At 59.9% G+C, this 21,008-nt stretch carries 19 protein-coding genes; 8 read left to right on the forward strand and 11 right to left on the reverse strand.

Annotated elements, in window-relative coordinates; translation table 11 throughout:
• Window positions 1–152 precede the first annotated feature (152 nt).
• The 6 genes from Q0837_RS09335 (at window position 153) to Q0837_RS09360 (ending at window position 6,158) form a co-directional block, all read left to right on the forward strand.
• Entirely contained in the window at window positions 153–1,853 is a 1,701-nt protein-coding gene (locus Q0837_RS09335) for a VWA domain-containing protein (RefSeq protein ID WP_298467992.1), read from the forward strand.
• A 157-nt stretch (window positions 1,854–2,010) separates the two neighbouring features.
• A complete protein-coding gene (locus tag Q0837_RS09340; RefSeq protein ID WP_298467995.1) occupies window positions 2,011–2,580 on the forward strand; it encodes a helix-hairpin-helix domain-containing protein in 570 nt (189 codons plus the stop codon).
• Window positions 2,581–2,644: 64 nt separating this feature from the next.
• Complete coding sequence (locus Q0837_RS09345; RefSeq protein WP_298467998.1) at window positions 2,645–3,001, forward strand: response regulator; 357 nt, start codon at window positions 2,645–2,647, stop codon at window positions 2,999–3,001.
• Window positions 3,002–3,203: 202 nt separating this feature from the next.
• Complete coding sequence (locus tag Q0837_RS09350) at window positions 3,204–4,379, forward strand: acyl-CoA dehydrogenase (RefSeq protein WP_298468001.1); 1,176 nt, start codon at window positions 3,204–3,206, stop codon at window positions 4,377–4,379.
• 121 nt (window positions 4,380–4,500) lie between these two features.
• Window positions 4,501–5,142 (forward strand): maleylacetoacetate isomerase, encoded by a 642-nt coding sequence (gene maiA / locus Q0837_RS09355; RefSeq protein WP_298468004.1) that lies wholly within the window; start codon window positions 4,501–4,503, stop codon window positions 5,140–5,142.
• A 5-nt stretch (window positions 5,143–5,147) separates the two neighbouring features.
• Window positions 5,148–6,158: a fumarylacetoacetate hydrolase family protein gene (locus Q0837_RS09360; protein ID WP_298468007.1), complete on the forward strand. Its 1,011-nt coding sequence runs from the start codon at window positions 5,148–5,150 to the stop codon at window positions 6,156–6,158.
• Here Q0837_RS09360 and Q0837_RS09365 read toward each other — a convergent pair.
• The 5 genes from Q0837_RS09365 to ald all read right to left on the reverse strand — a co-directional run bounded on the left by Q0837_RS09365 (window position 6,155) and on the right by ald (window position 10,072).
• On the reverse strand, window positions 6,155–6,655 hold the full coding sequence (locus tag Q0837_RS09365; RefSeq protein WP_298468010.1) for a prolyl-tRNA synthetase associated domain-containing protein: 501 nt from the start codon (window positions 6,653–6,655) through the stop codon (window positions 6,155–6,157). The two genes, Q0837_RS09360 and Q0837_RS09365, sit on opposite strands and share 4 nt — an antisense overlap.
• A 2-nt stretch (window positions 6,656–6,657) precedes the next feature.
• The gene (locus Q0837_RS09370) at window positions 6,658–7,014 is read right to left on the reverse strand and encodes a cupin domain-containing protein (protein WP_298468013.1); all 357 of its coding nucleotides are present in this window, start codon (window positions 7,012–7,014) and stop codon (window positions 6,658–6,660) included.
• Complete coding sequence (locus tag Q0837_RS09375) at window positions 7,014–8,120, reverse strand: S-(hydroxymethyl)glutathione dehydrogenase/class III alcohol dehydrogenase (RefSeq protein ID WP_298468015.1); 1,107 nt, start codon at window positions 8,118–8,120, stop codon at window positions 7,014–7,016. Before Q0837_RS09375 ends, Q0837_RS09370 begins: the two co-directional genes overlap by 1 nt.
• A 54-nt stretch (window positions 8,121–8,174) precedes the next feature.
• Window positions 8,175–8,867, reverse strand: a complete 693-nt coding sequence (locus Q0837_RS09380; protein ID WP_298468018.1) for an alternative oxidase — start codon at window positions 8,865–8,867, stop codon at window positions 8,175–8,177.
• A gap of 119 nt (window positions 8,868–8,986) precedes the next feature.
• Window positions 8,987–10,072: an alanine dehydrogenase gene (gene ald, locus Q0837_RS09385; RefSeq protein WP_298468021.1), complete on the reverse strand. Its 1,086-nt coding sequence runs from the start codon at window positions 10,070–10,072 to the stop codon at window positions 8,987–8,989.
• A gap of 292 nt (window positions 10,073–10,364) precedes the next feature.
• Here ald and Q0837_RS09390 point away from each other — a divergent pair, with 292 nt between their 5' ends.
• Window positions 10,365–11,819: an NAD-dependent succinate-semialdehyde dehydrogenase gene (locus Q0837_RS09390; RefSeq protein WP_298468023.1), complete on the forward strand. Its 1,455-nt coding sequence runs from the start codon at window positions 10,365–10,367 to the stop codon at window positions 11,817–11,819.
• A 39-nt stretch (window positions 11,820–11,858) separates the two neighbouring features.
• On the opposite strand, the gene Q0837_RS09395 is transcribed toward Q0837_RS09390, so the two are convergent.
• From Q0837_RS09395 to Q0837_RS09410, 4 genes are all read right to left on the reverse strand, one after another.
• A complete protein-coding gene (locus Q0837_RS09395; protein ID WP_298468025.1) occupies window positions 11,859–12,011 on the reverse strand; it encodes a hypothetical protein in 153 nt (50 codons plus the stop codon).
• Between the two features lie 119 nt (window positions 12,012–12,130).
• Complete coding sequence (locus Q0837_RS09400) at window positions 12,131–13,297, reverse strand: alpha-hydroxy-acid oxidizing protein (RefSeq protein WP_298468029.1); 1,167 nt, start codon at window positions 13,295–13,297, stop codon at window positions 12,131–12,133.
• Between the two features lie 78 nt (window positions 13,298–13,375).
• The gene (locus Q0837_RS09405; protein WP_298468032.1) at window positions 13,376–13,753 is read right to left on the reverse strand and encodes a thiol-disulfide oxidoreductase DCC family protein; all 378 of its coding nucleotides are present in this window, start codon (window positions 13,751–13,753) and stop codon (window positions 13,376–13,378) included.
• A 19-nt stretch (window positions 13,754–13,772) separates the two neighbouring features.
• The gene (locus tag Q0837_RS09410) at window positions 13,773–15,848 is read right to left on the reverse strand and encodes a glycoside hydrolase family 97 protein (protein ID WP_298468034.1); all 2,076 of its coding nucleotides are present in this window, start codon (window positions 15,846–15,848) and stop codon (window positions 13,773–13,775) included.
• Between the two features lie 156 nt (window positions 15,849–16,004).
• Here Q0837_RS09410 and Q0837_RS09415 point away from each other — a divergent pair, with 156 nt between their 5' ends.
• On the forward strand, window positions 16,005–17,696 hold the full coding sequence (locus tag Q0837_RS09415; protein WP_298468037.1) for a CRTAC1 family protein: 1,692 nt from the start codon (window positions 16,005–16,007) through the stop codon (window positions 17,694–17,696).
• A 1-nt stretch (window position 17,697) separates the two neighbouring features.
• Here Q0837_RS09415 and Q0837_RS09420 read toward each other — a convergent pair whose 3' ends face one another.
• Both Q0837_RS09420 and Q0837_RS09425 read right to left on the reverse strand, forming a co-directional pair.
• The gene (locus tag Q0837_RS09420) at window positions 17,698–19,077 is read right to left on the reverse strand and encodes an alpha-amylase family glycosyl hydrolase (protein ID WP_298468040.1); all 1,380 of its coding nucleotides are present in this window, start codon (window positions 19,075–19,077) and stop codon (window positions 17,698–17,700) included.
• Complete coding sequence (locus tag Q0837_RS09425) at window positions 19,074–20,681, reverse strand: MFS transporter (RefSeq protein WP_298468043.1); 1,608 nt, start codon at window positions 20,679–20,681, stop codon at window positions 19,074–19,076. The genes Q0837_RS09420 and Q0837_RS09425 overlap by 4 nt, the downstream gene beginning before the upstream one ends.
• Window positions 20,682–21,008: the final 327 nt, after the last annotated feature.

Raw genomic sequence — 21,008 nt, forward strand, 5'->3', positions numbered from 1 at the left:
GGCAGTTTGGCGTTTCCCAACGCAACTCATGCACCGTTCATCTTGGCAATGAGACGTTGTCACACGCGCCTCAAAGGGACTTCAGCAAACTTATGAGATGTTATAGCAGAACATAATTCCTTCAGGCGCGAAAATGGGAATGGAGGATGACAATGCCGGTAAACAGATTTTCTGCCGAGAAGTCGCGCGGACGTAAGTTCATCATCTTCGGAGGGATAGTGATTGCGCATGTCGCCGTGCTCGCGGCTTGCACGACCGCAACCCAGAAAGAGGAACCAGCGGTGCTCGAACGGGTCTCGACGGTCGACATTCAGGAACCACCGCCGCCCGCCTCCGCGCCCCCTCCCCCGGCGGAGATGGTCCAGACTGCTCCGGCACCTGCCATGATGATCGGACCGCAAAACCGGCAGGCTTCCTCCAAATTCAGATACGCTCCACCGGTGATGATACCGACCGACCCGGGCCGCGAGCGCTACGATGGCGAAGAAGTATCGCCGGTAAAGCTCGCCAGCACCGAGCCGGTCAGCACCTTCTCGGTGGATGTCGATACCGGAGCCTACGCCAACACAAGGCGGTTCCTGACCCAAGGGCAGTTGCCGCCGCAGGCGGCCGTGCGGACCGAGGAAATGATCAACTATTTCCGCTACAACTACAAACGCCCGGCTGACCGTTCACAGCCGTTCACGGTCACCACCGATGTCGCCAAGACACCGTGGAACGCAGACACCCGCCTGATGCGAATCGGACTGCGCGGTTACGACATTGCCCGCAACGAGCGCCCCGCGGCCAATCTAGTGTTCCTGATGGATGTGTCGGGGTCGATGGGCCGTCCTGAAAAGCTACCATTGGTGAAGACGGCTCTTTCCGGCCTCGCGGGCGAGCTGACCGCGAAGGATAAGGTCTCCATCGTCGTCTACGCCGGAGCGGCCGGTCTGGTGCTCGAACCAACCAGCGACACCAACAAAATCCGCCGCGCGCTGGCACGGCTCAATGCTGGCGGTTCGACCGCTGGGGGAGCTGGCATCCAGCTCGCTTACAACATCGCCGAGGACAATTTCATCAAAGGCGGCGTCAACCGCGTGATCCTCGCCACCGACGGCGATTTCAACGTCGGCGTTTCGGATCGCGATTCGCTAATCGAACTGATTGAGCGAAAACGCGACACCGGCATCACGCTCACCACGCTCGGCTTTGGCACCGGCAACTACAACGAAGCGATGATGGAGCAGATCGCCAACCACGGGAACGGTAACTACGCCTATATCGACACCGCGCTCGAAGCCAAGAAGGTGCTCGGCGATGAGATGAGTTCAACCCTGTTCACCATCGCCAAGGACGTGAAAATCCAGGTCGAATTCAACCCGGCAGTGATCTCCCAATACCGTCTGGTCGGGTACGAAAACCGAGCGCTTCGCGAAGAAGACTTCGACAATGACAAGGTCGATGCCGGCGATATCGGCGCAGGCCATCAGGTCACCGCGATCTACGAAGTCGTGCTTGCTGGCAAAAAGGGCTGGATCTCGCCGCGCCGTTACGAAGCCTCGCAAGCTGCCAAAAGCCGCATTGCCGAAGCGGCGCATGTGAAGCTGCGCTACAAACTTCCGAACGGCAGCAAATCGAAGCTGATCGACTATGTCGTCACCAATGATCAGCTGCAACGCGCCCGAGCCCCGCGCGGCGACTTCGCCTTCGCTACGGCAGTCGCGGCTTTCGGTCAGATCCTGCGCGGCGATGAAAAGATGAAGGACTTCGATTTCGACGATGTCGGCGTGCTTGCTGGCCGTCAGAACAATTACTGGCGGAAGGAATTCCTGAAGCTCAACGAATTGGCCGCTGGCATGAAGGGCGGCTGACGCCCAGCCATTCGGCCCACTCAACAAACAGACCGGCGTGCCGAAACAGGCGCGCCGGTCTTTTTGCTGTTTGAGACCGGCATTCAGGGGCTTGGGCGAATTGCTGCTGTCCTGCTAAGGCGCGCGCGACATTGATTCATTCAGGGGACACCTCACAATGACTTTCAACGAAGCTCTGCCGTATATCCTGGCCGGTCTGGCCGTCCTGCTGCTGTTCGTCGCATTCTACTATCTCGCCAACCGCAAAGCGACGGTGGTGGCTTCGGACAAGCGCGATGTGCTCGATGAAGGCGCTGCTCCGGCCAAGCGCAACGAAGCGCTGATCAACGCTCCCGCAGCGGCTACGAAATCTCCGGTCGAACCAGCGCCCGCTCAGGTTGCGGCACCCGTCCCTGCACCAGCGCCGGCTCCCACACCAGCACCCGCTCCGGCTCCTGCGCCCGTGCCTGCTCCTGCTCCGACCCCAGCTCCCGCGTCGACCGACGCTGCGGACGATCTCACAACAATCAAAGGCCTCGGACCGAAACTCGCGTCCATGCTCAACGAACAGGGCATCACCCGCTTTGCGCAGATTGCCGCATGGGACGACGCCGAAGTCGCGCGCATCGATGCGATGCTCGGACGCTTCAAAGGCCGCATCACTCGCGACAGCTGGGTTGACCAAGCCAAACTGCTCGCGGCTGGGGATGAATCGGGCTTCGCGGCGAAGTTCGGCCAAAACGGCTGAGAATTGATAGGGGTAATATGTCCAATTTGTGTTACAGCTATATGTGGACACGTAGGAGGACACTATGAGCCAGCGGATTCTGGTCGCTGAAGACGAATTGATCGTTGCTTTCGATCTTTGCGACACTGTCGAAGAAGCTGGCTTTGAAGTCGAAGGGCCGCATGCCGGTATCTCCTCTGCGATGCTCGCATTCCAGAAAGAGAAACCCGATCTCGCCATCCTGGATATCCAGCTTGATGATGGTGTGGTTTTTCCGCTCGCGAAGAAGCTCTCCGAAGAGAACATTCCGATCATCTTCCATTCGGGCCGTCACAGCCGCGAGGAAGTGGAAGAAAAATTCCCCTCGGCAACCACTCTGGCAAAGCCCTGCCCGCCGTCGGCCATGATCCGGGCGGTGAACCAGGTGCTTGAAGCGACGTAAGCTTTGATGATCGCTGAAACGAAACGAGGCGGGCCGATTGGCTCGCCTTTTTTGTGGCGTCATTCTCCCGACGCTATGCTTGCGACGCTATGCTTGCGACTCTTGGCCAAGCCTGCAAGAGAACAGGGCTAACAAGTTTCAGGAGTAACCAGTGAACGCCCCCCACAAAGTTGGCGCCTCCGCACCATCCTCGCCCTCGGGCATGGCTCCCTTCAATTGGGAAGATCCGTTCGATCTTGAAACCCAGCTGACTGAAGACGAACGGATGATCCGCGACACCGCGAATGCCTTCGCACAGTCCGAATTGCAGCCGCGCGTGATCGAAGCTTTCCGGAATGAGGTCAGCGCACCAGAGCTCTTTCCTCTGATGGGCCAGGCTGGCTTGCTCGGAGCGACCATTCCCGAAGAATACGGCGGTGTTGGTGCGAGCTATGTCGCCTATGGCCTGATCGCACGCGAGATTGAGCGCGTGGATAGCGGGTACCGCTCCATGGCCTCAGTTCAATCGAGCCTCGTGATGCACCCGATCTACGCCTACGGGTCGGAAGAGCAGAAGCAGAAGTATCTGCCCGGCCTTTCTTCTGGAGAACTCATCGGCTGTTTCGGCCTGACCGAACCCGATGCTGGGTCAGACCCGGCGGGCATGAAAACCTACGCCAAGAAAGACGGCGATGGGTATGTGATCTCTGGCTCGAAGACGTGGATCTCCAACTCGCCCTTCGCCGACGTGTTTGTCGTCTGGGCCAAAAGCGAAGAACATGGCGGCGGTATCCGCGGCTTTATCCTTGAGAAAGGGATGGAGGGACTGTCCGCGCCCAAGATCGACGGCAAGATTTCTCTGCGCGCTTCGACCACCGGCATGATCATGATGGATGAGGTCAAGCTGCCCGCCGACGCGCTGCTGCCGAATGTGCAGGGGCTGAAAGGTCCGTTCGGCTGTCTCAACCGTGCACGCTACGGCATCAGCTGGGGCGCAATGGGTGCTGCGGAATTCTGCCTTCACGCGGCCCGCCAATACGGTCTCGATCGCAAACAGTTCGAGCGTCCGCTGGCCGCAACGCAGCTCTACCAAAAGAAGCTCGCCGATATGATGAGCGATATTGCGCTGGGCCTTCAGGCAAGCCTGCGCGTCGGACGTTTGATCGACGAAGGCCGGTTTGCACCGGACATGATCAGCATCGTGAAGCGCAACAATGTCGGCAAGGCGCTCGATATCGCCCGGCAGGCGCGGGACATGCACGGCGGCAACGGTATTTCCGAGGAATATCAGGTGATCCGCCACGCCGTGAACCTCGAAACGGTCAACACCTACGAAGGCACGCACGATGTCCATGCACTGATCCTTGGCCGCGCGATTACGGGCATCGCAGCGTTTTGATGCCTAGGATTCGTCATCGCGAGCGACCGCAGGGAGCGCGGCGATCCATGGCCCGGCCGGCTCCGCAAGTGCAGTCCATGGATTGCCGCGCGGCTTCGCCGCTCGCAATGACGAGGAAGTGATGAAGCTGCACGGCTACTATCGCAGCTCCACCAGCTACCGCCTGCGGATCGCGCTGGAGCTAAAAGGTCTCGACTACGAGAATATCCCGGTCAACCTGCTCGAAGCCGAGCAGAAGGGCGACGCCTACACATCGCGCAACCCATTCGGCTCCGTTCCGATGCTGGAGGCCGATGGCCGCGACCGAGCGCAATCCATGGCACTTCTTGAATGGCTCGACGAGGCGTACCCGGAAAACCCGCTGCTGCCCGCCGATCTCGAAGCGCGTTACACTGCGCGTGAGCTGACCTATGCGATCGCAACCGAACTGCATGCGCCGCTCAACCTGCCGGTGCTCAAATATCTGAAAGACCCGCTCGGCCATCCGCAGCGGGTAATCGATCACTGGTATCGCCATTGGCTCAAGCGCACGCTCGATCCGGTTGAAGCGCGGCTCAAACAGATCGGAACCGAGAATTTCCTTGGCGATAAACCCGGTCTGTTCGAAACCGTGCTGATCCCGCAGATCTATAATGCTCGCCGGTTCCATTACGACCTGACATTGCACCCGCGAATTACGAAGATCGAAGCCGCCTGCCTCGGCCTGCCGGAATTCCAGCGCGCGCATCCTGAAAACCAACCCGACAATCCGAATAGGGCCTGACGTCTATGAAACTCGCCACACTCAACGATGGAACACGCGACGGCAAATTGGTCGTCGTTTCCAAGGACCTGACCCGCTGCTGCGCCGCCGGATATATCGCCCCGACAATGCAGGCCGCGCTCGACGATTGGGCGCGGATTGCGCCGGAGCTGGAAGTGCTGGCCCGTGATGTTGAACATGAAACGGTGCCGTGCGAACGCTTCCATGAGCGGCAGGCGCATTCGCCGCTGCCGCGCGCGTACCAGTGGGCAGACGGCTCGGCCTATATCAATCACGTCGAGTTGGTGCGGCAGGCGCGCGGTGCGACAGTGCCCGATAGTTTCTATCACGACCCACTAATGTATCAGGGCGGCAGCGACGGTTTCCTGCCCCCGCGCGCCGACATTCCGCTGGGTGACACGGCGTGGGGCTGTGACATGGAAGGCGAAGTCGCCGTAATCGTCGACGACGTGCCGATGGGCGTTTCGGCGGAAGATGCAGCGAAGCACATCAAGCTTGTGATGCTGGTCAACGACGTGTCCCTGCGCGGGCTAATCCCGGGCGAACTCGCCAAGGGTTTCGGCTTCTTCCAGTCCAAGCCTGCGAGCGCGTTCTCGCCGGTTGCAGTCACACCCGATGAGCTGGGCGATGCGTGGAAGGATTCGCTGATCCACCTGCCGTTGATGGTCGATTACAATGGCGAGCCATTTGGCCGCGCAGAGGTCGGCGTGGATGCGACCTTCAACCTCTCGCAATTGGTCGCGCATGCGGCAAAGACCCGCTCGCTGACAGCTGGCTCGATCATCGGCTCCGGCACGATCTCGAACAAGGGCGCAGATGGCGGCCCCGGCAAGTCGGTCGCCGAAGGCGGCCTCGGCTATTCCTGCATTGCCGAAATCCGCATGATCGAAACGATCCGCGACGGCGAAGCAAAGACGCGCTTTATGGCACCAGGCGATACGGTGAAGGTCGAGATGCGGGACGCAGATAACCACTCGATCTTTGGCAGCATCGAGCAGACGGTGGTGGGGGTTTAGGCCTCAAGCTTAGGCAGCTCGGTGACCATCGGCTTGTGACTCCAGCGCTCGGCTAGCTTCAGGATGTCCGTCCCCGCGAGTGTAACTGTCGCCGTGTTGCGAAGCGGGTGAACGCCAACTGCATCATCGCCGGACAGCTCCGCGTCGAGTACCAGCTTGATGCTATCCGGCTCGGCGTTGATCATTGCCAGCGGCGTGACTGATCCGGGCTTTATGCCGATCAGGCGCTCCATATCTTCCGCCTTGCCGAAGCTCAGGCGCTTGCTCCCGATCTGTGCGGGAACACCTTTCAGGTTCACCCGAGCCTCCGCCGGAACCGTCAGCAGGAAGAACGCCCCGCCTGCGTCTTTCAGGAACAGGTTCTTGGTGTGCAGGCAGGCAATGTCGGTCTTGATCGCGCGGCTTTCCTCGACGGTGAAGACTGCCTCATGCTCATGGACTGCGTGCGCGATGCCGAGCTCGCGTAGGTCCTCCATCAATCCCGCTTCGCCGCGCATGGTCAGACGTCGGTCGCCTTATAGGCCGTGGCCTCATCGCCTGTGTTTGGCGTATCCTTGGGATCGATGATCACCATCTTCACCTCACCCTCCGGCACGCGTGGAAAGTGTTCCACACCGCGCGGGACAATGATCATCTCGCCCGGTCCGATCACTTCGATGCGGTCGCGGAATTCCATGTGAAGCTCGCCTTCGATCACCAGGAACAGCTCATCGCTGTCCGGGTGGCTGTGCCATTGAAAGTCGCCTGACGCCTTTGCCAGCCGCACCTCGTTGTCATTGTAGCGCCCGGCGATGCGCGGTGCCCAATGCTCGTCGAACAGCGCGAATTTCTCCGCCAGATTGACCTTGGTGCCCATCAGTAAACGACCACGCTGCGGATGCTCTCGCCGGCATGCATCAGGTCGAAGCCTGTGTTGATCTCTTCCAGCGTCAGCTTGTGGGTGATCATCGGGTCGATCGCGATCTTGCCGTTCATGTACCAGTCGACGATCTTGGGAACGTCCGTGCGCCCTTTTGCCCCGCCGAACGCGGTGCCGCGCCAGTTGCGTCCGGTCACCAGCTGGAATGGGCGCGTCGCGATTTCCTTGCCCGCTTCAGCCACACCGATGATGATCGAAGTGCCCCAGCCCTTGTGGCAACATTCCAGCGCGTCGCGCATCACATCGATGTTACCGGTGCAATCGAACGAGTAATCCGCGCCGCCATCGAGCATTTCAACCAAGTGCGCGACCACGTCCGACGTCTCTTTGGGGTTCACGAAGTCCGTCATGCCGAACTTCTCCCCCCATTCGCGTTTGGCTGGGTTGAGGTCGACGCCCACGATCCGGTCGGCCCCCGCCATCCGTGCACCCTGGATCACGTTCAGCCCGATCCCGCCAAGCCCGAACACGACCACATTGTCGCCGGGCTGCACCTTGGCCGTGTTGGTTACGGCACCTACGCCGGTCGTCACCCCGCAGCCGACATAACAGGCGCTTTCAAACGGAGCGTCCGTTCGTATCTTGGCGACTGCAATCTCAGGCAGGACCGTGAAGTTCGAGAAGGTTGAACAGCCCATATAGTGGTAGATCGTCTCGCCCTTATAGCTGAAGCGCGAGGTGCCGTCGGGCATCAGGCCCTGCCCCTGCGTCGCGCGGATTGCGCTGCACAGATTGGTCTTGCCGCTCAGGCACATTTTACACTGACGGCATTCCGGCGTGTAGAGCGGGATGACGTGATCGCCGGGCGCAACCGAAGTCACACCCGCGCCAACTTCACGCACCACGCCAGCGCCCTCATGTCCGAGAATGCTCGGAAACAGCCCTTCGCTGTCCAGCCCATCAAGCGTGTAAGCATCGGTGTGGCACAGGCCGGTCGCCATGATTTCGACCAGCACTTCGCCCGCTTTGGGACCTTCGAGATCAAGCTCGACGATCTCCAGCGGTTGCTTCGCTTCGAATGCTACGGCGGCTCGGGTCTTCATGGGCGCTCCCTCCATTTCGTTTGGAGAGAGCGCAACACGGCTTAGGCTACCGCGTCAAGACGCTGTAGTACCCTCCGCAGGACGATGTGCTTTGCGCTCGTCAAGTTCGTCGACAAAACCGTGGTTCACATCGCGGTGCTCGGCTTCGTCGGCACGCACGGCGATGATGACATCGCGCAGCCGCGCGTTTTGCGGCAACTGCCAGTAATCAATTGCCAACTGAGGTGCGGGCACATTCTCATGCCTTCCCGCATCAACTTCGGCCAGATAGCTGGTGTAGCTGATCACGGCCTCTTCTTCGAAGTACCCGACCACACGGTGTGCGGTGCGCGGGGCAAACAGGTAGAGGAAGAAGTAAAGGTTGTAGAAGACCAACTGGGTGGCTGCGATCAGGAACCGCTCGAACGCATTGGGCTGAGCGATCTCGATGAAGGTCATCAGATGCATCCGCTCGTTCTCTGCTTCGTCGAGCAGAGTGCGGATCCAGCCCTCATCATCGCGCATTTTGCGAAGCGCGGTCAGGTGTTGCCACAGCCCGCCAACCATGCCGGGAACGGCCGCCACAGTTTCGAGCACCACGGCGCGGTGGCCATAACGCTTGGCGAAGAATGTATCGGCAAAGAAACGCAGCAACTTGACGAAGCCGAAAGCGATCTTGTCGCTCCGGGTCACCGGCGCAACATGGGCGGTCAGGTCGGCATCGTAGTTGACTTGGCGAACGGGCGGAGCGGGCTTTACGTGTTGCATTTGACGGCCTCTTTGGCGCGAAAGTTGAGAGTATGTTTCACTTAACTCAACGCGCACTTGGGCCTTTTGCTCCCGAAAGCCTATGCGATTCTCGGCAGCATATGTTCTGTCTGATGCAACTAAGCGAAGCCCAGGCTCTCTGCTACGTCGACATTGGCAATCTTGCCCGCATGCACATTCAGCCCAAGCGCCAGATGCGGATCATCCTCACACGCCTTCATGCCCTTGTTTGCCAAGGCTAATCCGAACGGCATCGTCGCATTGTTGAGCGCATAGCTGGACGTATGCGGCACTGCGCCCGGCATGTTGGCGACGCAGTAATGGATGATGTCGTCGACCAGATAGGTCGGGTTTTCATGCGTTGTCGCTTTGGAGGTTTCAAAGCACCCGCCCTGATCGATTGCGACATCGACCAGCACCGCGCGGTGCTTCATCAGCCCAAGCATTTCGCGGCTGACGAGACGCGGCGCGTTCTTGCCAGGCACCAGCACCGCGCCGATCACAACATCGGCATCGGTGATCGCGTCTTCGATCGTGCCGGCATTCGAGTATCGCGTGGTGGCGCGGCCTTCAAACAACTCGTCGAGCTCGCGAATGCGCGGCAATGAGCGATCGATGATTTCGACATTCGCGCCCAGACCGACGGCCATACGCGCCGCATGCGTGCCGACCACGCCGCCGCCGATCACCACGACCTTGGCCGGAAGCACGCCGGGGACACCACCCATCAGGATGCCGCGACCGCCATTGTTCTTGTGGCTAGAATGCGCGCTGGCTTCGACTGCGAGACGGCCGGCGACTTCGCTCATCGGGGCGAGCAGCGGCAGCGAGCCATCAGGCGCGGTTACCGTCTCATAGGCGACTGCAGACACGCCGGATTCCATCAATCCGCGCGCCTGATCGGGATCAGGGGCGAGGTGGAGATAGGTGAACAGGATCTGCCCTTCGCGAAGCTGCACCCATTCGTTCGGTTGCGGTTCTTTCACCTTCACGACCATGGCGGCGCGGGCGAACACTTCCTCAGCGCTGTCGACGATCTGCGCACCGATTGCGCGGTAATCCTCATCGGTCTTGCTGATCCCCATCCCGGCGTTGGTCTCTACGATCACTTCGTGACCCGCAGCGACATATTCGCGCACGGCTTCTGGTGTCAGACCGACACGGTATTCGTGGTTTTTGATTTCCTTGGGGACGCCGACCAGCATGATTCGCTCCTGCGATTGGGGGTGTCATTCGATAACTGACGCGCAACATAATTTCAATCGAGAGTAAGCATGCTCCGATCGAAAATTCAGTTTGGGCCAGTGTTGCTTTCCTACTACCGTCCATTCATGGCAATTCGAAGCCGGGCTGAAGGCTAATAATCAGGCCTTCTCCCGCCAGAGTGTCAACTTCGCTGAATTCGAAATTATTATTATAATTCAGCACTATAAATTCAGAATTGCGGGGTGACATAGTGTCAACTTTGTCACCTTCACAGGATCGAGGACCGCAGGCATGACCGACTATCCCAAACTGAAGATGTTCATCGGCGGCGAATGGATCGCGGATGGCGGTGCCGGAACCATGCCTGTCACCAATCCCGCGAATGAGGCGGTGCTGGGCCAATGCCCGAAAGCTTCAGCGGAGCAGCTCGATGCAGCGCTGGCCGCGGCGGATCAGGGCTTCGCCATCTGGAGCCGCACGCCAGGCATCGAGAGATATCGCATTCTGCGGCGCGCTGGCGAGTTGCTGCGTGAGCGCGCTCCGGACATCGCAAAGGTCATCACCGCTGAAATGGGCAAGCCGCATGCACAGGCTTTGCCAGAGGTCGCAGTGTCCGGCGATGTGATCGACTTTCTGGCCGAGGAAGCGAAGCGCCAGGGCGGGCGTTTGGTGCCGGTACGCAGTCCGTCGCTCCTGTCACAGCAGGTGACGCATGAGCCCGTCGGTCCGGCAGTGCTGCTGACGCCGTGGAATTTCCCGGTGAACTTGCCGGCGCGCAAGCTGGGCGGTGCATTGGCCGCCGGTTGCTCGGTCATTTTCAAGCCCGCCGAGGACACCCCGGCGAGCGCGCAATTGCTGGTCGAGTGCTTCGTCGACGCGGGTCTGCCAAAGGGCGTTCTCAACCTCGTTTATGGCGACCCCGGACCTGTGTCCGAGCATCTGATCGCCTCCCCGATCACCCGCAAGGTCAGCTTCACCGGTTCTACGGCGGTGGGCAAACATCTGGGTGCATTGGCCGCGCAGGGGATGAAGCGCTTCACGCCTGAGCTGGGCGGACACGCACCGGTCGTGATCGGTGAAAGCGCCGACTTCGAGCGCACTTTGGCAGCCTGTGTCGGCGGCAAGTTCCGCAATGCCGGGCAAGTCTGCGTTTCGCCTACGCGGTTCCTGGTGGCTCGCGGCATTTACGACAAGTTCGTCAGCGAATTCGCCGCGCGTGCTTCGGCTATTTCGGTCGGCGATGCTGGCGCGGATGAAAGCGTCGAGATGGGGCCATTGGCACACGAACGCCGGATCGCGGCGATGGAGAACGTGCTTGGAGACCTTGGCGGCGACAAGGGCGAGATCGTGACTGGTGGTTCAGCAATCACGAATTCAAACGGGTTCTTTTTCCAGCCAACCGTGGTTGCGAACCCGGCACCCGATAGCAGGCTGATGACCGAGGAACCGTTCGGTCCGGTCGCCGGTATCGTGCCGTATGACTCAATCGAGGAAGCCGTGCGGATCGCCAATTCGCTGCGCTACGGATTGGCATCCTATGCCTTCACCGGGTCGCTGGACGAGAGCGCCTATCTCGGACGCGCGCTGCGGTCGGGAATGGTCGCGATCAACCACTTCTCGGTCTCATCGCCCGAAACGCCATTTGGCGGCGTCGGTGACAGCGGGTTTGGATCGGAAAGCGGTGAGGAAGGCTATCTCGGCTACACCGAGACCAAGCTGGTCACCATCGGGAAATCAGGTGCTTAGCCCGATAAGTTAGCCGGCCAGCGGCTAACACAGAATGCTTCAACCGCGCGAAAGCAGTCGCGAAAACAGCGAGCGGCGTCTCGGCATCGGGCGGATCCGTCCGTAACGCGCACGGCGCGAAAGCTCGTCTCCAAAGCACACAGTCCGGCCCATGGCATCCGGCCCGCTAGAGATGATTGTTGGTTTTTCCATTCGCGGCGTCCCCGATTCGCGACTTATTATTACCGTAAGCTAACAGGGAAAGTGTGGAAAACTGAGTCAAAAGTTGTCGTTTCCATACAATTTTACGTTTTTGGCGGTTGAAGCGGACCTCAACGATCCGTTCGAACCGCTCCGGCCTCGCGCACCGCTTCAAGCGTCGGGTAGCCATTGACCGCCATCAGCAAGTCCGCCTCGGCCAGGATCGAACGCAGCACCCACTCCGCCCCTTTCGCCCCGCCCAGTGCCAGTCCGTAAGTGTAGGGACGGCCCACTCCCACGGCGGTCGCACCCAATGCCAAGGCCTTGACCGCGTCGCTGCCCGAGCGAATTCCGCTGTCAAACAGGACCGGCAGATCGCCTGCGGCTTTCACCACATCACCCAGCAGATCGATGGTCGCGATGCCGCCATTGGCCTGACGCCCGCCGTGATTGGAGCAGTAGATCGCATCGGCTCCATGTTCGACCGCTTTGCGCGCATCGTCCGGATGGCAAATCCCTTTGAGCACAATCGGCAGGTCGGTGACCGACTTGAACCATTCGATATGCTCCCAGGTCAGCACCTGCCCGAAGGTCGCGGCCCAGATCATGATCGCCGTCTGCATGTCCTCTTCGGGCGGCTTCGGCAGCAGCTTGAGGAATTCCGGATCGGTCATGTAATTCTGAAGCACCTTGCCGCGCAGTTGCGGAAAGTTCGACGCATTCAGATCGCGCGGTCGCCAGCCGGTCACCCAAGTGTCCAAGGTCACCACCAGCGCCTTGTAACCCGCCTTCTCGGCGCGCTTGATCATGCTCTCGGCAACATCCTTGTTGCGAGAGGTGTATAGCTGGAACCACGGCGCCGTGTCGCCGCACGCGGCATAAACATCCTCGAGCGGATCGTTCGAAAGCGTCGAGGCGCAGAATGGAACGCCAGTCGCCGCCGAAGCCTGCGCTGCTGCGATATCGCCGTGGCGATCCTGCGAAGCTTCCCCGTTGAGGCCAATCGGAGCCATGAACAGCGGGTTGTCGTATTTCTGGCCGAAGATCTCGATCGACAGGTCACGCTCACCGCAATCGACCATCATGCGCGGGATCATACCCCAGTGATGAAACGCGTCGGCGTTCTGGTCCTGCGTATGCTCATCGCCGCAGCCGCCGGCGACATAGTTCGTCATCATCGGCCCGAGCGCCTCGTGCGCGCGCTTTTCCAGCGTGGCGAAATCGACCGGATAATCAGGCAGTTTGCCTTGCAGACCGGCGTTATAGATCTCGTTCTGCATCGCGCCGAAATAGCTCATCTTGTGTCCTCTCCTGCGTCTCTCTTTGACGCGGAGATTGAGCCGATGCGCAAGCGCCCGGCAAGCGATTTTATCGGATCAACTGACGAGCCGCTGGATTTGGGGCCGCACTTTGAGGAACCGGACATAGAGCCATTCAAGCACGCGCAACACGGCGCGATTGCGGGCTACCCGCCCCAACCATCGCATGCTCGGTATCGCCCGCCACATCGCCGCGAAAGCCTCTGCTCCGCTCAACACGCGGCCATCTTCCTCGGCGTGGAACCGCGCAAGCAATTCGCGCTGATCGATGGGGCAGGACGGGTCAGCGTCTTCGGACACGTCGACGAAGTCGATGGCCCTGTCACGGTCGAGCCGCCGCATCAGCGCAATCTCGCGTTGGCACAGCGGACAGGCACCGTCGAACCAGACTTTCAGCTTGGGAGAAGACGCATCGGACACACCCCCTGAATGCATCCTCCCCGCTTTCGTTCCGCTACTGCTTGATGAACCGCACCGCCGCGCCGCCCGACGACGCGAGCGGCAGCGTCATGGTTTCACCTGCTGTCAAATCGCGGCTCTCGATCACGTAGCTGTAGGGATTGGTGTCCCAATGCGCGTCATCGCCATCGCGATAGACCTGCGCCGTGTAGGTCGCGCCCGGCTCGAGGAAGTCGAGCGTCACGGTGACATTGCGAGCCGTCGCGTCGGTGACTGCGCCAAGGAACCAGTCGGTCCCGCCGCGCTCCTGCCGCGCGATCGCGACATATTCGCCGACTTCGCCTTCGAGCGCGACGCTCTCCTCCCAGTCGGCTGGCACATCCTTGATGAACTGAAACGCCTCCATACGCTCCTCATAATGCTCGGGCAGATCGGCCGCCATTTGCAGCGGTGAATAGAGCACAACGTATAGCGCGAGTTGCTTGGCCAGTGTTGTCTGAGGCCTGTTCGAAGCATCGCCGCGCTGCATATCTTCACGCACCGGCGGCTTCTCATTGGGCCGCAGGTTGAAGATGCCCGGTGTGAAATCCATCGGGCCGCTCAGCATGCGCGTGTAAGCGAGGATCGAGATATGCTCGGGTGGATTGGGTGGCGTGCCCCACGCGTTGAACTCCATTCCCCGAGCGCCTTCACGGGTCATCCAGTTGGGATAAGTGCGGCGAAGTCCCGTATCCTTGACCGGCTCGTGTGCGTTGATCGAAATCTTGCGCTTGGCGGCCTCGCGCACGGCGTGCAGGTGATGGTCGACCATGAATTGACTGTCGTGCCATTCATATTGTTTCACGCCATCTTCGTCATAACTGACGATATCGCCCGCATCGGCGACGTAGCCGGTCTTCACCTGCGTAACGCCGACCTTTTCGTAAAGGTCATATGCGTCGCCCATCTGCGCTTCGTAATTGGCGACATTGCCGCTCGTTTCGTGGTGGCCGATAATCCGCACACCCTTCGACATAGCGTATTTGCTCAGCTCCTCGAGATCGAAATCGGGATAGGCTTCGGTGAAATTGAATAGCTCACCATTGTTGAACCAGTCGCCGTCCCAGCCGATGTTCCAACCCTCGACCAGCACGCCTTTGAACCCATGCTCGGCAGCGAAATCGATATAGCGCTTCGTGTCTTCATTGTTGGCGCCGTGGACACCGTCATTGCCCCAGGTGCGCTCGCGAATATGCATGGCCCACCAGATGCCGACATATTTGCCGGGTTCCACCCAAGAGACGTCGCCCAGCTTGTTGGGCTCGTTGAGATTGAGAATGATGTCGGAATTGATCAATCCCGGAGCATCGGGCGCAATCTGGATCGTACGCCATGGAGACTTGAACGGAGCCTTGGTGTGCACCTTGATACCGTCCGATCCAGCACGCAGCTCTGCTTCGAAACTGCCGGGACGGAGCGCAAGCAGCGACATGCCCGAGTAATCGACCAATGCCGCTTCGTGGATTGAAATGTGCAGCCCGTTCGGCTGGCGGAAAGTCACCGGAGTGTGCGCGTCGTCGACCACAGCCGCCTTGCCGGTGCGATAGATGTATTCGTAGCGATTGAACTGCCGGCTGGGCGTCCACCATGCATCGGCATCGCCGCCAATGCTGAATTGCGTCAGTTCATCGGTGATCCGGATATCGCCTGCGAGCGCCTCGGTCGGTAGCAGCTCATAACGAAAGCCGAGGCCCGTATCGAAGACACGGAAAGCCACAACCATCGCACGCGCAGGCCCCTCCTTGGGAATAAATCCTACCCGCAATTCATTGTAGTGGTTGCGCACCAATCGCCGCTCGCCCCAGGGTTGCTCCCAGGTTTCGTCGGTCGTGGTGACGTCTGCCGTACCCCTGATCTCAAGGCCGTCCTCGAACCCGTGATGATCGGCGAACAGCAGCCCAAGCCGCGCGGGCTCCATCACGACCTCACCGCCATAGCTAACTGTGTAGGTCGCGTGTCCGCCTTCGTCCGATACGGCTACGGTGATATTTCCATCGGGAGACGAGACTTCGAGAGTCCCTGCGTGAAGCGGTCCGAACGCCGTCAGGCCAAGCACCAGCGCAGCGGCAAGTTTCATCCATGATCCCAGCATTTCTCTCTCTCCCGCAGGCTCTTCTGCAAAATCCTGCAAATATTTGCACTCTCGGTCGCGCATAATATGAATTTCCCTCTTTTCTCCAAGTGAAAACTATGCAAATTTTTGCACAGAAGGACGGTTTGCGGGATCAAGCCGCCGCGAGGGGATCACATGGCGACCACCATCCGCATGACGAAATTGCTGGCAGGTTGTGCTTGCGCGCTGGCTTTGAGCGCTTGCGGGGGAGAAGACAACGCGCCCGCTCCGGCAGGAGCCGCAATCGGTGGCGGCGGGCCGACGCCCACGCCTTCGCCGACACAGACGACAGCGACATTGCCCGCTGGTGCCAACACCACGTTCGCCAATCGCACGGCGCAGATGCAGGTGGTGCATAGTTTCGGCTTCGGCGCCGGACTCAACCCGATGGTCGCACAGTTCGCGGGCGGTGCGGCCTCTGGCGATATCGACAATGATGGCGACCTCGACGTGTTCGTCACGCGCGGTGATAACGGCCCCAACCTGCTTTATGTAAACCAAGGCGGTGCCCGGTTCGAGGAACGGGCGGTGCCAGCGGGGCTCGCCTTCACGCTCGGCGCTGGCGTCAATGGTCGACACAGTGGGCCGACTTTCGGCGATCTGGACGGCGATGGCGATCTCGATCTCTTGCTCGGCGGGCTGGAAAGCGGTCCCACCAAGCTCTTCCTCAACGATGGCGCTGGCAGCTTTTCCGACGCGACCGCTGGTTCAGGCTTCGACAATGCGACAACCACCCAGACCATCTCGATGGCGCTTGGTGACTACGACGCCGATGGCGATCTCGATGTACTAATGGCGCATTGGGGGACACCGCGAAATCCTTCGGTTCCGGGGGAGACCGAAACTCTCTGGCGCAATGACAGCGCACCGGGAGCGCCGCGCTTCACGCCGGTCAGCCAAGTCAGCGGCATCGCCAATCTGCTCGCCTTCGAACTACCGACTGGTGTTCTGGGCCCCAATTTCGACTACACTTTCGCTCCCAACTTCGTGGACATTGATGGCGACCGCGACATCGACATTTTGATGGTGTCCGACTTTCGCGGGTCAAAGGTGCTGGTCAATAATGGCAACGGCATGTTCAGCAGTGTGGGTTTCATCCCCGACGACGAGAACGGCATGGGTAGCGCGATCGGCGATTTCGACAATGATGGCGACTTCGACTGGTTCGTCTCCTCGATCAACGGCAACCGCTTGTTCGAAAATCTCGGCGGGGCGAACTTCCAGCGGAACTCCGCATCCGGGGTCGAACCCGGCGGCTGGGGCTGGGGATCGTGCTTTGCCGATTTCAACGCCGATGGCTGGCTCGACATTTACCAGACCAATGGCTGGGAAGCGGGCAAGGACCCATCGGCCTCCAACTATGTCGATGACACGTCGCGGCTGTGGATGAGCAAGGGCGACGGGACGTTCAGCGATGCGGCCCAAGCGTCGAGCATGCTCGACACCGATCAGGGGCGCGGGATCGTGTGCGACGATTTCGACAATGACGGCGATGTCGATGTGCTGTTGCTGACGGCTGAGCCGACCGGCTCCGCTATTTACTGGGAGAACCAGCTAAGCGGCGCGAACACGATCAAGGTGCGGCTGCGCGGGAAGGCTCCCAACACATTTGCTGTGGGCGCAGTCATCGAGCTGACGATATCGGACGCCACGCAACGCCGTATGGTGAGCGTAAACAGCAACTTCACTTCGCACAATTCGACCGAGCAGATTTTCGGCCTCGGCCCGAACACGCAAGGCGGATTGCGGGTGATATGGCCTGATGGATCAGAAACGATTCAACCAAATGTCAGCGCGGGTCAGACGCTGGTGATCCAGCAACCCTAGGTCACTCGATCTCACGGAAGATGCGGTAGCCCCAAGGGGCAAGTGTAATTGCTTCGTCTGCACCCTCGAGCCTTGCGCTGACACCTGACAGCGCATCAACGTAGTTGCCATGGTGCCGCGCCAATTCGAATTCGACCGACTGCGGTCGCGGCGAAAGGTTGAACACGGCAAATACGCGCTCGCCTGCGCCGCCCCGCACGAAGCTCAGGACATCAGCGCTGGCATTGCTCGGCACCTCGACCATCAAGGCACCGTGCTCACCATTCCATAGCGCGCGCTCTTCGGTCTTGAGTGCGATCAACTGGCGGAAAAGAGCGTCATACTCGCCGACCTTCCACTCGATTTCGTCCTTGGTGAAGAATTCGAGCTGCTTGTCGAGATCGGCCTCTTGCCCGTTGTAAATCAGGGGCATTCCCGGCCCAACAAAGCTGAGCGCGATTGCCGCTTCGTAGGCCGGTCCGTAGATATCCGATGCCACACCGTCCCACGAATTTTGATCGTGATTGTCGGTGTAGGTCATTCGGTAAGCAGCGCGCGGCCAGGTGGTTTGCTGCCCTGCATAATAGCCGCGCATTGCCCCTGCCCCGCTGCCATTGGCGACAAGCTCCTGCATCGCCTCTTTCCAGCCCCAGGCGTAGGTTGCGTCGAAGGCGCGCGCATGCAGGTCTCGGGTCTGCCATTCGGCGAGCATAAAGACGGGTTTGACTGCCTCCAACTCCATGCGGGCAGTCTCCCAAAAATCGAGCGGGACATATCCAGCGACATCCGCGCGGTATCCGTCGATATCGAATTCGCGGACCCAATAGGTCAGGCTTTCGCTCATGTACTGGCGCATCGCCGGGTTCGAATAGTCGAAGTCGACGACGTCAGACCAATCGGTCCCTTCTGGCGGCATGAAGTCACCTTCTGGCGTCTTTAGGTACCAATCGGGATGCTCTTCGGTGAGCGGATTGTCCCATGCCGAGTGGTTTGCGACCCAATCGAGAATGACCTTCAGGCCAAGCTCATGCGCCGCATCCACGAAGGCGCGAAATTCCTCTTCAGTGCCGAGATCGGGATTGATCGCGCGATAATCCTTCACCGAATACGGGCTGCCCAACTCGCCCTTGCGTTGCTCCTCCCCAATCGGATGGATCGGCATCAACCAGACGATATCGACGCCCATCTCTGCCAGCCGGGGCAGTTGTTCTTGCGCGGCAGCGAACGTGCCTTCGGGCGAGAACTGCCGCGTGTTCATCTGGTAGATGACGGCGTCCTTGGTCCAGTCATGCGCTTCGACCTGGACATAGGGATTGGGAGTGTAGCTCGGACCGATGATCTCGTCCGTATCGCAACCGGCCAGTGCCAACGTCGCGGCGATAGCTGTAAATAGCCGCTTCATTGCGCAGGCTCCGTCGCGACGCCGTGCTTTTCCTGCAGGGCCGTTGCTCCGTCGGTCACAAAGAATGTCGCGATCGCCGCGAGCACAAACGATACCGCAGAAATCATCAGCGCCCAGATTGGCGCGCCTTCGAAGAAAGTCGTCAGCAGGAAACCAAGCAGGGTAGCGGCGACTAGCTGAGGCACGACGATGAAGATGTTAAAGATCCCCATATAGATGCCCATCTTCTTCGCAGGCACGGAACCGGCGAGGATCGCATAGGGCAGCGACACGATCGAAGCCCAGGCGATGCCCACCCCAACCATCGGAATCCACAGCAGGTTCGGATCGCGGATCATCAGCATCGCGGCGAACCCGGCTGCTCCGATAAACAGATTGGCCGCATGCAGCCGCCGCCGGTCCATCCGCGCGGCAATCCAGATAAAGCCGAGCGCAGCCGCCGCAGCGATCCCGTTGCGCACGGAGCCGAGCAGCCCCCACCAATCGGCGGCGTCCTGATACCCCTGCGTCGCGGGATCGGGCGATGAGAAGTGGAACTCCGCCACGGCAGGCGTGCCGTAAATCCACATTGAGAACATCGCGAACCAGCTGAAGAATTGCACCACGGCGAGCTGGCGCATGGTCTTTGGCATGGCGAACAGATCGTTGACGACTTCCATAAAGCCGTTCTGGTCGTTGCCGCCGCTGCGCATCATTCCTGCTACGATCTGGATAACCCCGAAGACAGCGATCAACCCCGCAAGAACGTAGAGCTCTTGCGCAATCTCAACCTCGCCCAACCAGGCAGGCTTGGGATCGCCGCGTCCGTAAAATACGAAAGCCGCGAAGGCCGCGCCTATAAGAACCCAAACGAGCCCCCCGCTTTGAAACTGGCCGGCGCTGCGTCGCACAGTTTCCGCATCCGATGCCTCAATGCCGAGCGCCTCATGCCGCGCGGCTTCATAGGCGGCAATCTGTTCCGGGCTGTATTCCTTGGTCGTGAACACGGTCCAGCACACCGCCGCAAGCAAGGCAGCCCCGCCAAGATAGAACGCCCATTGCACCGTCTCGGGAATCTCACCGGCAGGCGCGACGTTGGAGAGGCCCATCCAGTTAGTCATCATCCACGGCAGCGCCCCGGCGATCACCGCCCCTACCCCGATGAAGAAGCTTTGCATCGCATAGCCCTTGGTCCGCTGCCGGTCGGGCAGATTGTCGCCGACAAAGGCACGGAACGGCTCCATCGTGATGTTGAGCGAGGCATCCATGATCCACAACATGCCTGCCGCAACCCACAGGGTCGGTGAATTGGGCATGATGAAAAGCGCGAGGCTGGCCAGGATTGCGCCGAGCAGGAAATACGGTCGGCGCCGCCCAAACCGGCCCCATGTATTGTCGGAGAGGTGTCCGATAATCGGTTGAACGATCAGCCCGGTCATCGGGGCGGCAATCCAAAGGATCGCCAGCTCATTTACTTCTGCGCCAAGCGTCTGGAATATACGGCTGACATTGCCGTTTTGCAGGTCGAACCCGATCTGGATACCGAGAAATCCGAAACTCATGTTCCAGATTTGCATCGGGTCCATCGCCGGTTTGCGCCCGGCCTTGATGGCTGTGTCCGTCATGTGATCCCTCTCGCCCATTTCACCGGAACACGGTACAAGTGCACGTGTCCGGCTGATCCCTGCCGCGTATTGATGCGGCGATTGCGGCGCATCTATGGCGCTCTCTGTGTGCGACACTGTGCCGAGACTGCAAAGATTTGCAAGAACCTTTGTTTTTTGCTGTGGCAAAAACGCAATATGATCGACGCAATTCTACGTATATCTTTTAAATCAAACGTGAAATTCCGATCATGTCTAATTCAGTACCAATCATACAAAGATTTGCAAATTTTCTCCTGTAATGGCATTCCAGTGTGCGGAGGGGCAAATTGATGAGACGAATCCTGC

Source organism: uncultured Erythrobacter sp. (genome assembly GCF_947499705.1).
Lineage (GTDB): Bacteria > Pseudomonadota > Alphaproteobacteria > Sphingomonadales > Sphingomonadaceae > Erythrobacter.

Coding starts and splice junctions, on each gene's coding strand:
- Q0837_RS09335 (WP_298467992.1), top strand. CDS start 153: ATGCCGGTAAACAGATTTTCTGCCGAGAAGTCGCGCGGACGTAAGTTC.
- Q0837_RS09390 (WP_298468023.1), top strand. CDS start 10,365: ATGACCGACTATCCCAAACTGAAGATGTTCATCGGCGGCGAATGGATC.
- Q0837_RS09420 (WP_298468040.1), bottom strand. CDS start 19,077: ATGAAGCGGCTATTTACAGCTATCGCCGCGACGTTGGCACTGGCCGGT.
- maiA (WP_298468004.1), top strand. CDS start 4,501: ATGAAGCTGCACGGCTACTATCGCAGCTCCACCAGCTACCGCCTGCGG.
- Q0837_RS09365 (WP_298468010.1), bottom strand. CDS start 6,655: ATGCGCGGCGAAGCGGGATTGATGGAGGACCTACGCGAGCTCGGCATC.
- ald (WP_298468021.1), bottom strand. CDS start 10,072: ATGCTGGTCGGCGTCCCCAAGGAAATCAAAAACCACGAATACCGTGTC.
- Q0837_RS09410 (WP_298468034.1), bottom strand. CDS start 15,848: ATGCTGGGATCATGGATGAAACTTGCCGCTGCGCTGGTGCTTGGCCTG.
- Q0837_RS09370 (WP_298468013.1), bottom strand. CDS start 7,014: ATGGGCACCAAGGTCAATCTGGCGGAGAAATTCGCGCTGTTCGACGAG.
- Q0837_RS09340 (WP_298467995.1), top strand. CDS start 2,011: ATGACTTTCAACGAAGCTCTGCCGTATATCCTGGCCGGTCTGGCCGTC.
- Q0837_RS09345 (WP_298467998.1), top strand. CDS start 2,645: ATGAGCCAGCGGATTCTGGTCGCTGAAGACGAATTGATCGTTGCTTTC.
- Q0837_RS09395 (WP_298468025.1), bottom strand. CDS start 12,011: ATGGAAAAACCAACAATCATCTCTAGCGGGCCGGATGCCATGGGCCGG.
- Q0837_RS09400 (WP_298468029.1), bottom strand. CDS start 13,297: ATGAGCTATTTCGGCGCGATGCAGAACGAGATCTATAACGCCGGTCTG.
- Q0837_RS09350 (WP_298468001.1), top strand. CDS start 3,204: ATGGCTCCCTTCAATTGGGAAGATCCGTTCGATCTTGAAACCCAGCTG.
- Q0837_RS09415 (WP_298468037.1), top strand. CDS start 16,005: ATGGCGACCACCATCCGCATGACGAAATTGCTGGCAGGTTGTGCTTGC.
- Q0837_RS09405 (WP_298468032.1), bottom strand. CDS start 13,753: ATGCATTCAGGGGGTGTGTCCGATGCGTCTTCTCCCAAGCTGAAAGTC.
- Q0837_RS09375 (WP_298468015.1), bottom strand. CDS start 8,120: ATGAAGACCCGAGCCGCCGTAGCATTCGAAGCGAAGCAACCGCTGGAG.
- Q0837_RS09425 (WP_298468043.1), bottom strand. CDS start 20,681: ATGACGGACACAGCCATCAAGGCCGGGCGCAAACCGGCGATGGACCCG.
- Q0837_RS09380 (WP_298468018.1), bottom strand. CDS start 8,867: ATGCAACACGTAAAGCCCGCTCCGCCCGTTCGCCAAGTCAACTACGAT.
- Q0837_RS09360 (WP_298468007.1), top strand. CDS start 5,148: ATGAAACTCGCCACACTCAACGATGGAACACGCGACGGCAAATTGGTC.